The organism is Pantoea sp. CFCC18177 (assembly GCF_059412425.1).
In genome coordinates this window covers 121673-136254 of the sequence record NZ_JBNBPL010000007.1, presented here as the reverse complement: position 1 = coordinate 136254, position 14582 = coordinate 121673, and the positions used below count along the sequence as shown (strand labels likewise).

Annotated in this window: 12 protein-coding genes; 2 read left to right on the top strand and 10 right to left on the bottom strand. The window is 53.8% G+C overall.

Translation table 11 applies throughout. The features are described from left to right. Nucleotides 1-105: 105 nt before the first annotated feature. Nucleotides 106-1116: a luciferase-like monooxygenase gene (locus ACPUC8_RS09560; protein WP_039327579.1), complete on the top strand. Its 1011-nt coding sequence runs from the start codon at nt 106-108 to the stop codon at nt 1114-1116. Between the two features lie 3 nt (nt 1117-1119). Here ACPUC8_RS09560 and ACPUC8_RS09555 read toward each other — a convergent pair whose 3' ends face one another. Next, the gene (locus ACPUC8_RS09555; RefSeq protein WP_039327577.1) at nt 1120-2037 is read right to left on the bottom strand and encodes an AraC family transcriptional regulator; all 918 of its coding nucleotides are present in this window, start codon (nt 2035-2037) and stop codon (nt 1120-1122) included. A 183-nt stretch (nt 2038-2220) separates the two neighbouring features. Here ACPUC8_RS09555 and ACPUC8_RS09550 point away from each other — a divergent pair, with 183 nt between their 5' ends. Next, entirely contained in the window at nt 2221-2967 is a 747-nt protein-coding gene (locus tag ACPUC8_RS09550; RefSeq protein WP_039327575.1) for an SDR family NAD(P)-dependent oxidoreductase, read from the top strand. A gap of 64 nt (nt 2968-3031) precedes the next feature. Here ACPUC8_RS09550 and ACPUC8_RS09545 read toward each other — a convergent pair whose 3' ends face one another. The 9 genes from ACPUC8_RS09545 to nusA all read right to left on the bottom strand — a co-directional run bounded on the left by ACPUC8_RS09545 (nt 3032) and on the right by nusA (nt 14572). Continuing rightward, entirely contained in the window at nt 3032-4918 is a 1887-nt protein-coding gene (locus tag ACPUC8_RS09545; RefSeq protein ID WP_039327573.1) for a DEAD/DEAH family ATP-dependent RNA helicase, read from the bottom strand. Between the two features lie 16 nt (nt 4919-4934). Beyond that, complete coding sequence (yrbN, locus tag ACPUC8_RS09540) at nt 4935-4991, bottom strand: protein YrbN (protein ID WP_100229640.1); 57 nt, start codon at nt 4989-4991, stop codon at nt 4935-4937. A 103-nt stretch (nt 4992-5094) separates the two neighbouring features. Then, nucleotides 5095-5979, bottom strand: coding sequence for a lipoprotein NlpI (gene nlpI / locus ACPUC8_RS09535; protein ID WP_039327571.1), 885 nt, complete (start codon nt 5977-5979; stop codon nt 5095-5097). A gap of 129 nt (nt 5980-6108) precedes the next feature. Next, the gene (gene pnp, locus ACPUC8_RS09530) at nt 6109-8244 is read right to left on the bottom strand and encodes a polyribonucleotide nucleotidyltransferase (RefSeq protein ID WP_039327569.1); all 2136 of its coding nucleotides are present in this window, start codon (nt 8242-8244) and stop codon (nt 6109-6111) included. Between the two features lie 310 nt (nt 8245-8554). Beyond that, nucleotides 8555-8824, bottom strand: coding sequence for a 30S ribosomal protein S15 (gene rpsO / locus ACPUC8_RS09525; RefSeq protein ID WP_034826514.1), 270 nt, complete (start codon nt 8822-8824; stop codon nt 8555-8557). A gap of 135 nt (nt 8825-8959) precedes the next feature. Further along, nucleotides 8960-9904 (bottom strand): tRNA pseudouridine(55) synthase TruB, encoded by a 945-nt coding sequence (gene truB / locus ACPUC8_RS09520; RefSeq protein WP_039327567.1) that lies wholly within the window; start codon nt 9902-9904, stop codon nt 8960-8962. Further along, nucleotides 9904-10311 (bottom strand): 30S ribosome-binding factor RbfA, encoded by a 408-nt coding sequence (gene rbfA, locus ACPUC8_RS09515; protein ID WP_034826517.1) that lies wholly within the window; start codon nt 10309-10311, stop codon nt 9904-9906. The genes truB and rbfA overlap by 1 nt, the downstream gene beginning before the upstream one ends. 65 nt (nt 10312-10376) lie before the next feature. Beyond that, entirely contained in the window at nt 10377-13067 is a 2691-nt protein-coding gene (infB, locus tag ACPUC8_RS09510) for a translation initiation factor IF-2 (protein ID WP_039327565.1), read from the bottom strand. 17 nt (nt 13068-13084) lie between these two features. Next, complete coding sequence (nusA, locus tag ACPUC8_RS09505) at nt 13085-14572, bottom strand: transcription termination factor NusA (RefSeq protein ID WP_039327563.1); 1488 nt, start codon at nt 14570-14572, stop codon at nt 13085-13087. Between the last annotated feature and the right edge of the window lie 10 nt (nt 14573-14582).

The window sequence follows — 14582 nt, the reverse complement described above, 5'->3', positions numbered from 1 at the left end:
CGGCTATATTCCTGCTGTTATTAGCAGTTTTAATATGGGTAATGATGCGTAATACTGACTGGCGCAGGTTTATCAACACCTGCGCCATCATAAGCTGGAGTGCCCATGTCTGAGAAAAAAACTGTTCGCCTGTCCGTACTGGATCTGGCACCGATTCCACAAGGTTCTGCCGCGCGAGAAGCCTTCCACAATTCACTGGCGCTGGCGCGTCAATCTGAAGCGTTAGGTTTCCACCGTTACTGGCTCGCTGAGCACCACAACATGACCGGTATCGCCAGTGCGGCGACCTCCGTGTTGATTGGCTATCTGGCCGCCAATACGGAAACCTTGCGTTTAGGCTCTGGCGGCATCATGTTGCCCAACCATGCACCGCTGGTGATCGCCGAACAGTTTGGTACGCTGGAATCGCTGTATCCTGGCCGTATCGATTTGGGACTGGGCCGTGCGCCGGGTTCTGACCAGCGCACCATGCTGGCGTTGCGCCGTCATCTCTCCAGTGCTCAGGCGGATAGCTTCCCAGAAGACGTGGCGGAACTGATTCGCTGGTTTGACGCCGAAGAGGGTGAACATCCGCCAGTGCAGCCGGTACCCGGTTTGGGTCTGAAAATTCCAGTGTGGCTGCTGGGCTCCAGTCTCTACAGCGCACAGTTGGCCGCGCAGCTGGGCTTGCCGTTTGCCTTCGCCTCCCACTTTGCACCTGACCTGTTGTTCCAGGCGCTGCATCTCTATCGCGAGAAATTTAAACCTTCTGCGCGTCTGGCAAAACCTTACGCCATGGTGTGCGTCAATGTAGTGGCAGCCGATAGCGAACGCGATGCGCGCTTCCTGTTCACTTCCATGCAGCAGCAGTTCATCAACCTGCGTCGTGGCAAACCGGGTCCGCTGCCTGCGCCGGTTGAGAATATGGATAACCTGTGGTCACCGTCCGAACAATATGGTGTACAGCAGGCGCTGAGCATGTCGATCGTCGGTGACAGTGACAAAGTACGCCAGGGGCTGGCCGCGTTAATACGTGAAACCCAGGCGGATGAAATCATGGTTAACGGACAGATTTTCGATCCGCAAGCACGTCTGCGCTCCTTTGCTTTGGCGATGGCAGCGGCGCGCTCGCTGTAATGGTTACTGCGGTGGGTTCAACCCTTCTGGCCCCACCGCCACCGTACGAATATCCCGCGCGGGTGATTGCCCGTAAAATCGACTGTACTCACGGCTGAACTGTGACGCACTCTGGTACCCCACGCGATATCCCGCCGTACCCGCATCTAACTTCTCAATCAGCATCAAACGCCGCGCTTCGTTGAGGCGTAATTGCTTCTGGTATTGCATCGGCGTCATCGCCGTCACCGCTTTAAAGTGATGATGCAGCGATGAAATGCTCATGCCGACGCTGCTCGCCAATTGGTCCATTTTTAACGGCTGATGAAAGTGTTCACGCAACCAGCGTGCCGCGCGCGCCACTTTGTTGCCCGGACGTTCGGTTAACGCCATGTTGAGAATGCGTGGCCCTTCTGGCCCCGTCAGCAAGCGATAGAAAATCTCCTGCTCAATCAAGGGGGCCAGCGCGGGAATGTCTTGCGGCTGATCCAATAACTCGACCAGGCGAATCACCGCATCCACCAACGGTGGAGCGACTTTGTGGACGGTGATGCCGCGCTCATTCAGCCTTGCCGCCTCCACCTGCTGTAGCGGAAAGTGTTCGAGGTAACGCATCAAGCGGGTTTCGTTGATGGTGATGCCGACGCCGAGATTAGGCTTCTCTGGCGTGGCCAACACCACGCAGGATTGCACCGGCATATCCAGCGTCACCAGCAGCAAGTCACCCGCGCCGTAATGCATCACGTCATCGCCCATTCGCAGGGCTTTTTGCCCCTGCGCCACCAGAGCGAAACTGGCCCAGGTGGCCACATGAGCCAGACTGGTCGGCTTGGAGCTTCGTCCAAAGGAAAGAAAATCAATTGCGCTGAAGTGGCGGCCATCTTCCGGGGTGTGGCGGGCAATCATCGCCACCAGTTGCTGCCACTGTTCCTGATGAATCATGCGTTATGCGCTCCGCGATGAGAAATCACTGTAGGGTTATTCTCGCTTGTCGTCGATGCGCCGCCTAGTCTAAAACCCTCACATTTGCAGGATCGTGCAAAAACCTTGCAGGATTGCGCTACCGCCTGATTGTATGGACAGCGCATGCTTACCCTTCCCCGAATTCTCAGGTGGAGAGACCCAATGAAAGCACTTGAAGGCAAAATTGCGCTGGTGACGGGCGCGTCGAAAGGCATTGGCGCCGCCATTGCTATGACTTTCGCGGCGGCCGGCGCCCGGGTAGTGGTGAATTATCGCCAGGACGAAGTGGGTGCGGCTGACGTGGTCACCGACATCTGTGCACTGGGCAGTGACGCCATCGCCGTACAGGCTGATATCTCCCGCGAGGCCGATGTGCAGCGTTTATTCGCGCGCAGCATCGAGCAGTTTGGCGCACCGGATATCGTGGTCAATAACGCCGGTATTTTTCATCACGGTGACTTTACCGAACTCAGCATCAGCGAGATGCAGCAACAACTCAATGTGAATGTGCTGGGCACACTGCTGGTCAGTCAACAAGCCGCCAGGCACTTCCCCGCGCGTGGCGGCACCATCATCAACCTCAGTGCGTTGAACAGCCAGCGCAGTTCCCCGGGTTCGGTATTGTGGGCCGCCACCAAAGGTGCCATTGATACCTTAACGCAGGGGCTGGCGCGCGAACTGGGACCGCGTAATATCCGCGTTAACGCGTTGGCGCCGGGTATTATTTTGACGGAAGGGTTGCTGGCGGCGAAGAAGATGAATCCAGACGTCAAAGCCAAGCTGATCGCGGCCACACCCTTAGGACGATTTGGTCTGCCGGAAGATGTTGCTCAGGTGGCGCTGTTTTTGGCCTCTGAAGAGTCAGCTTATGTGAGTGGTGAGCGAGTGCTGATTGCTGGCGGTGTGTAAAATTTAGTTTACGCAATAAAAAAGGGACGCCGAAGCGTCCCTTTTATTTTTAAGCGATTAACGCTTATGCGTCACGACGACGTGGTGCAGCAGCGCCGTCTTCACGACGTGGAGCACGACCGCCATCACGGCTGAAACGTCCGCCTTCACGACCACCTTCACGGCGCTCAGAGAAGCGACGCGGTGCGCCTTCACCACGAGGTGCGCCATTGCCACGACGCTCGCCATCACGGCCAGCAGGACGACGATCGCTACGCTCATGTACTGGCGCATCACCCATCAGCTGCATATTCATCGGCTTGTTCAGAATACGCGTGCGAGTGAAGTGCTGCAGAACTTCGCCCGGCATGCCTTTCGGCAGTTCGATAGTTGAGTGAGTACCAAACAGCTTGATGTTACCGATGTAACGGCTGCTGATGTCGCCTTCGTTAGCAATCGCACCAACAATGTGACGAACTTCAACACCATCATCACGACCCACTTCAATGCGGTACAGCTGCATTTCGCCAACGTCACGACGTTCGCGACGTGGAGCGCCATCACGGTCACCACGGCTTTCGCGTGGACCACGAGAGTCACGTGAATCACGACGGTCATCACGATCGCGGAATTCACGACGTGGTGGACGCGGTGCTTCTGGTGGCAGAATCAGTGGACGTTCGCCCTGTGCCATTTTCAGCAGTGCTGCGGCCAGTGTTTCGATATCCAGATCTTCGCCCGGCTGCATTTTGCTCAGCAGTGCGCGGTACATGTCCAGATCGCTGCTTTCCAGCTGTTGCTGTACTTTTGCGGCGAACTTAGCCAGACGACGCTCACCCAGCAGTTCTGCGTTTGGCAGCTCAACTTCTGGAATGGTCAGCTTCATGGTGCGCTCGATGTTACGCAGCAGACGACGCTCGCGGTTCTCAACGAACAGCAGTGCGCGACCCGCACGGCCAGCACGGCCGGTACGACCGATACGGTGAACGTAAGACTCTGCGTCCATCGGGATGTCGTAGTTAACCACCAGGCTGATACGCTCAACGTCCAGACCACGAGCTGCAACATCGGTGGCGATCAGGATGTCGAGACGACCATCTTTCAAACGCTCCAGCGTCTGCTCACGCAGTGCCTGATTCATGTCACCGTTCAGCGCGGCGCTGTTATAACCACTGCGCTCCAGCGCTTCGGCCACTTCCAGCGTAGCGTTTTTGGTACGCACGAAGATGATAGCCGCATCGAAATCTTCCGCTTCCAGGAAACGCACCAGCGCGTCAGTTTTACGGCCGTAGGCGGTCCAGTAAGACTGAGAGATATCAGGACGCGTAGTCATGCTTGACTGGATACGCACTTCCTGTGGATCTTTCATGAAGCGCTTAGTAATACGACGAATCGCTTCTGGCATGGTAGCGGAGAACAGCGCAGTCTGATGACCGTCTGGAATCTGCGCCATGATGGTTTCAACGTCTTCGATGAAGCCCATACGCAGCATTTCATCCGCTTCGTCCAGCACCAGGCCACGCAGGTTAGACAGGTCTAAGGTGCCACGTTTCAGGTGATCCAGCAGACGGCCAGGCGTACCCACAACAACCTGTGGACCCTGACGCAGTGCACGCAACTGCACGTCATAACGTTGGCCGCCGTACAGGGCCACGACGTTAACGCCACGCATGTGTTTAGAGAATTCGGTCATGGCTTCAGCAACCTGAACAGCCAATTCGCGAGTTGGAGCCAGCACCAAAATTTGCGGTGCTTTAACAGATGGATCAATGTTGTTCAGCAGCGGCAGGGAGAATGCCGCCGTTTTACCACTACCGGTCTGCGCCATACCCAGCACATCACGGCCCGCCAGCAGGTGAGGAATACACTCAGCCTGGATTGGGGATGGCTTAACGTAGCCCATGCCGTTCAGTGATTCGAGGATGTCAGCGTTCAGGCCAAGGTCAGAAAAAGTGGTTTGAATATCAGTCATGTAGTACACGTGCCTCTTAGATTGCGGCGGCCAGTCTACATAACTCGTCGTGAAAATTTTCAGTCATTTTCATCAAAAAGTGTGAACCGGCTCAAATTAGAAGTTTTGACGAACAGAAAAGCCCTCACCTTGAAGATGATGACTTTACAAGAATTCAGGCAAAAAAAGTTCGTCAGCTATTGCTGGTCAGATTCTGATAAATCGTCTTGTGTCTGGCCGAGTTGCGCCAGTTCCAACAATGCGTATCGGTGCTCAACAAAGTTGTTAACGTTGTTAGCCACCGCCAGTTTGAACAACGCTTTCGCGTCGTCCTTCTCCCCCAGACTTAGGTAGTACTTACCTAAATAGAAGTTGGTTTCACTGAGATGTTCAGCGAGCGAGGTGTTATCCGTTGCGTCCGCCTTGAGACGTTCCATCAGCGTTTTTTCACTGATGTCACCAAGGTAGAACTCGACAATATTCCATCCCCATTGGTCCCGGACCGCTTTGTCGTGGCGCTGTTGTAGCGCGACTTTTGCCTTGTCTGCATCCATATCGCTTTCAACGAGATAGAGCCAAAGGCTGCGGAAAGGATCGTTAGGATCGTCTTGATAAAACGCCAGCAGATCATCTTGCGCTAACTTGTATCGACCGCCGTAATAGAGGGCGATACCACGGTTTAAATGCGCATAGTTGTAAGTTGGATCAAGCTCAAGTACAGAATCAAACGCTTCATAGGCAGCATCAAAATTGCCTGCCTGCGTTAGATATATACCAAGGTAGTTAAACACCTCGGGCATATCTGGTCTTATAGACAGCGCTTGCGAAAAATCGTTCCGCGCTAATGCCCTCAGACCCAAACTATCATACAACACTCCGCGCTCATATAATAGCTGTGCGCGTTCATCATCGGTGAGGGCACGACTGGCAAGAATTTGTTCCATGCGCGCCAGGATCACCTCTTGCTGCAGTGTGGGCTGCAAAGGTACTGCCAGAACTTCGTTCTTACGCCAATTGGAGTTGCTGCATCCTGCCAGCGTGATAGCTGTCGCAACAAAACACCAGCGCAAAAAAGGCTTCATTTCCCACTCCCGAATACAAACATTGGGATAACCATCCTGTCATCCGCCTGCTGTGCACAAGGATTCCCGCCCTCGCGATGATCCAAACACCTCTCCCCGCAATGCAGGGAGAGGCCAATCAGTAAACGCTTACTCGGCGTCAGGTGCATCAGTCGCGGCAGTGGTTTCTTCCGCTGGTTTCTGCTCTGTCGCTTCTTTGATGCTCAGGCGTACGCGTCCCTGACGGTCCACTTCCATCACTTTCACTGGAACTTCCTGACCCATCTGCAGGTAATCGGTCACTTTCTCAACGCGCTTATCAGCGATCTGAGAAATATGTACCAGACCTTCTTTACCGCCGCCGATGGCCACGAAGGCACCGAAATCAACGATACGCGTCACTTTACCTTCGTAGATACGGCCGACTTCGATTTCAGCGGTAATCTGCTCGATACGACGAATCGCTTCTTTCGCTTTGTTGCCGTCGGTTGCAGCGATCTTCACGGTGCCATCATCTTCGATTTCGATGGTGGTGCCGGTTTCTTCGGTCAGAGCACGGATAACAGAACCGCCTTTACCGATGACATCTTTGATCTTGTCTGCGCTGATCTTGATGGTGTAAATGCGGGGCGCGAACTCAGAGATTTCCTGACGCGGCGTGCTGATAGCCTGTTCCATCACGCTCAGAATGTGCAGACGCGCGCCCTTAGCCTGATTCAGCGCCACCTGCATGATTTCGCGGGTGATACCTTCAATTTTGATATCCATCTGCAGTGCAGTGATACCGTCGCGGCTACCCGCAACTTTGAAGTCCATATCGCCAAGGTGATCTTCGTCACCCAGGATATCGGACAGAACCACGAAGTTTTCGTCTTCTTTAACCAGACCCATCGCGATACCGGCTACGGCCGCTTTGATTGGTACACCTGCATCCATCAGCGCCAGAGAAGCACCGCACACAGACGCCATTGAAGAAGAACCGTTGGATTCGGTGATTTCAGACACTACGCGAACGGTGTATGGGAACTCTTCCTGCTTAGGCATCACTGCCAGCACACCGCGCTTAGCCAAACGACCGTGACCGATTTCACGACGCTTAGGTGAGCCAACCATACCGGTTTCGCCCACGGAGTACGGAGGGAAGTTATAGTGGAACAGGAAGCTGTCAGTGCGCTCGCCCATCAGCTCGTCCAGGCTCTGTGCATCACGCGCGGTACCCAGGGTAGCGGTAACCAGCGCCTGCGTTTCACCACGAGTGAACAGCGAAGAACCGTGAGTACGTGGCAGTACGCCAGTACGCACGTCCAGACCACGGATCATGTCTTTTTCACGACCATCGATACGCGGCTCACCACGGATGATGCGGCTACGCACAACACTTTTCTCAAGGTCATGAACGATGTCAGCGATTTCAGCCGCATCCAGCGACTCATCTTCCGCTTTTAATGCAGCGATGGTGGCATCTTTAACCACACCAACCTGAGTGTAACGCTCTTGTTTATCAGTGATGCGGTAAGCATCGCTGATACCGGTTTCAGCTAATGCCGCAACACGTGCAATCAACGCATCGTTGGCTGGCTCTGGCTGCCAGTCCCAACGCGGTTTGCCTGCTTCAGCAACCAGTGCGTTAATGTTTTCGATAACAACCTGCTGCTGATCGTGGCCAAACACCACTGCGCCCAGCATCTGATCTTCAGTCAGAATTTCAGCTTCAGATTCAACCATCAGAACCGCGTTCTGCGTACCTGCAACCACCAGGTCCAGACGAGAGGTTTTGATCTCATCAGCGGTTGGGTTCAGAACGTACTGGTCATTGATATAACCAACACGTGCAGCACCGATAGGGCCGTTGAATGGCAGGCCTGACAATGCCAGTGCAGCAGAGGCACCAATCATCGCAACGATATCTGGGTTGACCTGAGGGTTAACGGAAACAACGGTAGCGATAACCTGCACTTCGTTGATGAAACCTTCCGGGAACAGAGGACGAACTGGACGGTCAATCAGACGGGAGATCAGAGTTTCGCCTTCGCTTGGACGGCCTTCACGACGGAAGAAGCTACCCGGGATACGACCAGCAGCGTAAGTACGCTCCTGATAGTTAACCGTCAGCGGGAAGAAATCCTGACCTGGTTTGGTTTTTTTCTGGCCAACAACGGTAACGAATACCGCAGTGTCGTCCATGCTCGCCATTACTGCTGCAGTGGCCTGGCGCGCCATCATGCCGGTTTCCAGCGTGACGGTATGCTGACCATATTGGAATTTGCGTACGATCGGGTTCAGCAAAATTTAAGTCCTTAAATTCGAGGGGCAAGCCCATTTTGGCTCGCCGGGATTTACCGATCTTTAGTTGCATCCTCGCGACTAATGACAATCTTCAACCGCTCTGGCGGTAAAGCCTCTCATTAGCCGCGCGAAACGCTGCAAGCAAAGATCACTCTCAGCAACAATACATGAGTTTGGTACGGATTGCTGCGGATTGCTCGAAAAAAGGGGCCATAAAGGCCCCCTTTTCGCGAAACTCGCACAAATCTGATCGTCAGATGCGGTTTTCTGCATACTGCATGCACTACATCGTTGATCAGATTCTTCAGACTTAGCGACGCAGACCCAGGGTTTCGATCAGGCTGGTGTAGCGAGCAACGTCTTTACGCTTCAGGTAGTCCAGCAGCTTACGACGCTGAGATACCATGCGCAGCAGACCGCGACGGCTGTGGTGGTCTTTCTTGTGCTCAGAGAAGTGACCCTGCAGGTGGTTAATCTGAGCAGTCAGCAGAGCAACCTGAACTTCAGTTGAACCGCTGTCGTTAGCACCACGACCGAATTTAGCAACGATCTCTGCTTTAGCTTCTACGCTTAGAGACATAATAAACTCCAGATAAAAAAATGAATGTATGGGTGCCGATCTCTAATTCAGCAGCCCGCTTTAAAAGCCGCGCTATTCTACTCTTCGCCCGATAGCAACGCAAATGCGTCGTAAAGGCTAAAGCCTGTGTTTCAATTAGGCGGGAAACTCAACCACCAGACGACGCGGTGCGACACGCCCATCATCCGCGATTTCAGCCATACCAATGAATTTGTGACCATCACCTTCCGTGACACGCACCAAACCCTGTTCAGGCGCATTCGCCACCTGGACCGGCATACCTTGTTTGAAAAAGGCAGCCACAGAAGGGAGCAAATTCACGATGGGAAACTCTTCTGCCGGGCTGTCCATCGGTAACAGCAAGGCGTCCAGAGAGGTGTAATCCGGCGTTTCAGTGGCATTAACTGCAGCGGCCATCTCTTGCAGCTGTTCCAGCGTGATCATTCTTTCAATCGGATATCGTGCCACCTGCAAACGGCGCAGCATAATCACATGCGCACCGCAGCCGAGCTTTTCACCCAAATCATCGATGATGGTGCGGATGTAAGTGCCTTTGGAGACATGAATCTCCAGCTCCAGTTCATCGCCTTCCCAGCGAATAAACTGCAGTTCGAATACACGGATGGGGCGTGCTTCACGCGGAACAGTAATGCCTTCGCGCGCATACTCGTACAGCTTACGACCCTGATACTTGAGTGCGGAGAACATGGTCGGCACCTGCATGGTGTCACCACGAAAGCTCTCCAGCGCATCGTCCAACATCGCCTGGTTAAAGGTCACCGGGCGTGTTTCGACGATATTACCATCGGCATCTGAGGTATCCGTGCGCTCACCCAATCGTGCAATCACACGATACCGTTTATCCGAATCGAGCAGAAACTGCGAGAACTTGGTCGCTTCACCGAGACAAACTGGCAACATGCCGGTTGCCAGGGGATCCAGCGCGCCGGTGTGGCCCGCTCGATTAGCATTAAACAGGCGCTTCACTTTCTGCAGAACATCATTAGAGGATGCACCCTGATGCTTATCCAGCAAAAACACACCGTGGACGTCGCGACCGCGACGACGAGGACGACTCATCAGTCCTCCTTGTCATCTTCCGCCGGGCTTTCACCACGACGCTCAACATCACTCTTGATAACGTTGCTGACGAGGTTAGACATGCGCATACCTTCAATCAGTGAGTTGTCATAGAAGAAGGTTAACTCCGGCACGATACGCAGACGCATCGCTTTACCTACCAGAATACGGATATAACCTGAGGCTTCTTTCAGCGCTTTCAGGCCATTTTTTACCGCATCTTCGTCCTGATCATTCAGGAAGGTTACGAACACTTTGGCGTAAGCCAGATCGCGTGACACTTCCACGCCAGAGACGGTCACCATCATGCCAAGACGCGGATCTTTGATTTCGCGCTGCAGGATGATAGCGATTTCTTTTTGCAGTTCCTGAGATACGCGCTGTGGGCGGCCAAATTCTTTTGCCATTTTTCTTTCTCCCAAATAATTCGGGAGGCCAGAGGCCTCCCAAATTGCAACACATCAGATAATAATCAATCGATGGTGCGTTTAATTTCAATCACTTCAAAGACTTCGATCATATCGCCAACACGAACGTCGTTGTAGTTCTTCACGCCGATACCACACTCCATGCCATTACGCACTTCGTTGACATCGTCTTTAAAGCGACGCAGAGATTCCAGCTCGCCTTCGTAAATCACCACGTTGTCGCGCAGAACGCGAATCGGGTTGTGACGTTTGATGTTGCCTTCGGTGACCATACAGCCTGCGATAGCGCCGAACTTCGGTGACTTGAACACGTCGCGTACTGCAGCCAGACCGATAATCTGCTGTTTGAACTCTGGCGCCAACATACCGCTCATTGCCGCTTTAACTTCGTCGATCAGATTATAGATGACGGAGTAGTAACGCAGGTCAACGTTTTCAGCATCAATCACGCGGCGAGCAGAAGCATCAGCACGCACGTTGAAGCCGAGGATGATCGCGTTGGATGCTGCAGCCAGGGTTGCGTCAGTTTCGGTGATACCACCCACGCCTGAACCGATGATGCGTACTTTCACTTCGTCGGTAGAGAGTTTCAGCAGAGAGTCGGAGATCGCTTCCACAGAACCCTGTACGTCGGATTTCAGTACGATGTTCAGCTCGGACACTTCGCCTTCGGTCATGTTGGCGAACATGTTCTCCAACTTCGACTTCTGCTGACGCGCCAGCTTCACTTCGCGGAACTTGCCCTGACGATACAGTGCAACTTCACGTGCTTTCTTCTCATCACGAACCACAGTCGCTTCATCACCTGCTGCTGGCACACCAGACAGACCAAGGATTTCCACTGGAATCGATGGGCCCGCTTCCAGTACTTCGCGACCCAGTTCGTCACGCATCGCACGGACACGGCCGTATTCGAAGCCACAGAGTACGATATCGCCTTTGTTCAGCGTACCTTCACGCACCAGTACGGTAGCAACCGGACCACGACCTTTGTCGAGGAACGATTCGATAACCACACCGCTCGCCATACCTGCACGAATCGCCGTCAGCTCCAGGACTTCAGCCTGCAGCAGAATCGCATTCAGCAGGTCATCAATACCGGTACCGGCTTTCGCAGAGACGTTAACGAACATGTTTTCGCCGCCCCACTCTTCCGGAATGATGCCGTACTGAGTCAGTTCGTTTTTAACGCGATCGGGATCGGCTTCTGGCTTATCGATTTTGTTCACAGCAACCACAACCGGCACCTGCGCCGCTTTTGCGTGCTGGATAGCTTCGATGGTCTGTGGCATCACGCCGTCATCCGCGGCAACAACCAGGATAACGATATCCGTCGCCTGAGCACCACGAGCACGCATAGCGGTAAACGCGGCGTGACCTGGGGTATCCAGGAAGGTGATCATACCGTTGTCAGTTTCAACGTGGTATGCACCGATATGCTGAGTAATACCGCCAGCCTCGCCAGAGGCGACTTTGGTTGAACGGATATAGTCGAGCAGTGACGTTTTACCGTGGTCAACGTGACCCATGATGGTCACGACTGGCGCGCGGCTCTCTTGCGCGGCATCGGTATCACGATCGTCCATTACCGCTTCTTCCAGCTCATTCTCACGGCGCAGGATCACTTTGTGACCCATTTCTTCCGCGACCATCTGAGCCGTTTCCTGGTCGATGACCTGGTTGATGGTCGCCATGGCGCCCATCTTCATCATCGCTTTAACCACCAGAGAGCCTTTGATTGCCATTTTATTGGCCAGCTCAGCAACGGAGATAGTTTCACCGATGATGACATCGCGGTTCACTGCCTGTGCTGGCTTGTTAAAGCCCTGCTGCAGTGAGCTTGGTTTACGGTGCTTGCCACCTTTACCGCCACGTACCTGAGCACGTGCTTCTTCGCGGTCGGTTTTCGCTTCAGAATGTTTGTTGCCTTTCTTCACCGGGCGAGCCGCTTTAGCGGTACGCGTGCGCGCACGGCCAGCTTCAACTTGACGATCGTTCTCGTCTTCAGCCTGACGGGCATGGGTCGAGGTAGTGACGTGATAATCACCTTTATCCTCTTCTTCAGGTTTTTCCCATTCCGCTGCTTTTTCTTCAGCCAGGCGTTTAGCTTCTTCTGCCACGCGACGGGCATCTTGTTCTAGCTTACGACGCGCTTCTTCTTCTGATTTACGTTTCAGTTCAGCCGCTTCGGCTTCACGACGGGCTTTATCAGATTGCGCAGCCTTGGTTACTTCGTCGGTAGGTTGATTAGTCACTTTCTCATTTTCCGCTGCTTCACGCTTAGCCTTGTCAGCGGCTTCGCGCTTGGCTTTATCTTCGGCTTCACGTTGCGCTTTTTGTTCAGCTTCGCGACGGGCTTGTTCTTCCGCCTCGCGACGCGCCTGCTCTTCCGCTTCACGCTGCGCCTCGGCTTCAGCTTCTGCCTGAGCTTGCTCAGACTCTGCATCACCTTTCACGTATGTGCGCTTTTTGCGGACTTCGATTTGCACCGACTTACTTTTACCCCCGGTGACGGGAATATTCAAGGTGCTGCGCGTTTTGCGCTGCAAAGTCAGTTTACTTGAACCGGTCTGACCGTGCTCACGATTCAAATGGGACAGTAAGGTTTCTTTCTCTTGCTGGGATACCGCATCGTTTTCAGACTTGCGGATCCCTGCATCAGCAAATTGCTGTACCAGGCGATCGACCGGAGTCTGAATTTCGGCGGCCAGCGATTTTACGGTTACATCTGTCATGCTGTTCCTTCCTGTTATTACGCGTCATCGCCGAACCAGCAGATATTACGTGCAGCCATGATCAGCGCACCGGCCTTCTCATCATCCAGCCCTTCAATATCTGTCAGATCGTCAACACCTTGCTCAGCGAGATCTTCCAGCGTGCAAACGCCGATAGACGCCAGGCGATACGCCAGCGCACGATCTAAGCCCTCAAGATTCAGAAGATCCTCAGCGGGCTCCTGATTACCAAGGCTCTCTTCTTTCGCTAATGCCAGGGTGGTTAACGCATTTTTTGCTCGTTCACGCAGGGCTTCAATGGTCTCTTCGTCGAGGCCGTCGATTTCCAGCAGCTCGTTGATTGGCACATAAGCCAATTCTTCCAGCGAAGAGAAGCCCTCTTCCACCAGAACGGTGGCGAACTCTTCGTCGATGTCGAGATGTTTGGTGAACATATCGATCGCTGCGTGGGCTTCAGCCTGATGCTTAGCCTGCAGATCATCGACGGTCATCACGTTCAGTTCCCAGCCACTCAGTTGGGAAGCCAGACGCACGTTTTGGCCGTTACGGCCGATCGCTTGAGCCAGATTGCCGGCTTCAACAGCGATATCCATGGTGTGATTGTCTTCATCCACCACGATTGACGCCACATCGGCTGGTGCCATGGCGTTAATGACGAATTGCGCGGGGTTATCGTCCCACAGCACAATATCGATACGCTCGCCACCCAGTTCGCTTGAAACAGCCTGTACACGCGCACCGCGCATACCGACACAAGCACCCACGGGATCGATACGTTTATCGTTGGTCTTCACGGCAATTTTTGCACGTGAGCCCGGATCGCGTGCTGCCGCTTTGATCTCGATAACTTCTTCGCCGATTTCTGGTACTTCAATGCGGAACAGCTCGATCAGCATTTCCGGCTTAGAACGGGTCACAAACAGCTGCGCGCCACGTGCTTCTGGACGCACGGCATACAGCACACCGCGAATACGGTCGCCTGGGCGGAAGTTTTCGCGTGGCAGCATGTCTTCACGACCAATCACAGCTTCAGCATTGCTGCCGAGGTCCAGTGAAATGCTATCGCGGTTCACTTTTTTCACCACGCCGGTGATGATCTCACCTTCGTGCTGACGGAACTGATCAACCACCATCGCGCGCTCAGCTTCGCGCACTTTCTGCACGATAACCTGCTTCGCGGTTTGCGTGGTGATACGGTCGAAGGTCACAGATTCGATCTGATCTTCAACGTATTCGCCCAGATTGAACGCTTCATCTTCGAAGCGAGCGGCATCCAGCGTAATCTCACGGGTCGGCTGAGTGACTTCTTCAACAATCTGCCAGCGACGGAAAGTATCGAAATCGCCGCTGCGGCGGTCGATGCTGACGCGCACTTCGATCTCTTGCTCATACTTCTTTTTGGTCGCAGTGGCCAAAGCGCTCTCCAGCGCTTCGAAGATTTTCTCACGCGGCAGGGCTTTTTCGTTAGAAACGGCTTCTACTACAGCTAAGATCTCTTTGTTCATCCTGGTTAGC

Excerpts from the sequence above, each read along its gene's own strand:
- rpsO (WP_034826514.1), bottom strand. The coding sequence starts at position 8,824 with ATGTCTCTAAGCGTAGAAGCTAAAGCAGAGATCGTTGCTAAATTCGGT.
- ACPUC8_RS09555 (WP_039327577.1), bottom strand. The coding sequence starts at position 2,037 with ATGATTCATCAGGAACAGTGGCAGCAACTGGTGGCGATGATTGCCCGC.
- truB (WP_039327567.1), bottom strand. The coding sequence starts at position 9,904 with ATGAGTCGTCCTCGTCGTCGCGGTCGCGACGTCCACGGTGTGTTTTTG.
- infB (WP_039327565.1), bottom strand. The coding sequence starts at position 13,067 with ATGACAGATGTAACCGTAAAATCGCTGGCCGCCGAAATTCAGACTCCG.
- ACPUC8_RS09550 (WP_039327575.1), top strand. The coding sequence starts at position 2,221 with ATGAAAGCACTTGAAGGCAAAATTGCGCTGGTGACGGGCGCGTCGAAA.
- rbfA (WP_034826517.1), bottom strand. The coding sequence starts at position 10,311 with ATGGCAAAAGAATTTGGCCGCCCACAGCGCGTATCTCAGGAACTGCAA.
- ACPUC8_RS09545 (WP_039327573.1), bottom strand. The coding sequence starts at position 4,918 with ATGACTGATATTCAAACCACTTTTTCTGACCTTGGCCTGAACGCTGAC.
- ACPUC8_RS09560 (WP_039327579.1), top strand. The coding sequence starts at position 106 with ATGTCTGAGAAAAAAACTGTTCGCCTGTCCGTACTGGATCTGGCACCG.
- nusA (WP_039327563.1), bottom strand. The coding sequence starts at position 14,572 with ATGAACAAAGAGATCTTAGCTGTAGTAGAAGCCGTTTCTAACGAAAAA.
- nlpI (WP_039327571.1), bottom strand. The coding sequence starts at position 5,979 with ATGAAGCCTTTTTTGCGCTGGTGTTTTGTTGCGACAGCTATCACGCTG.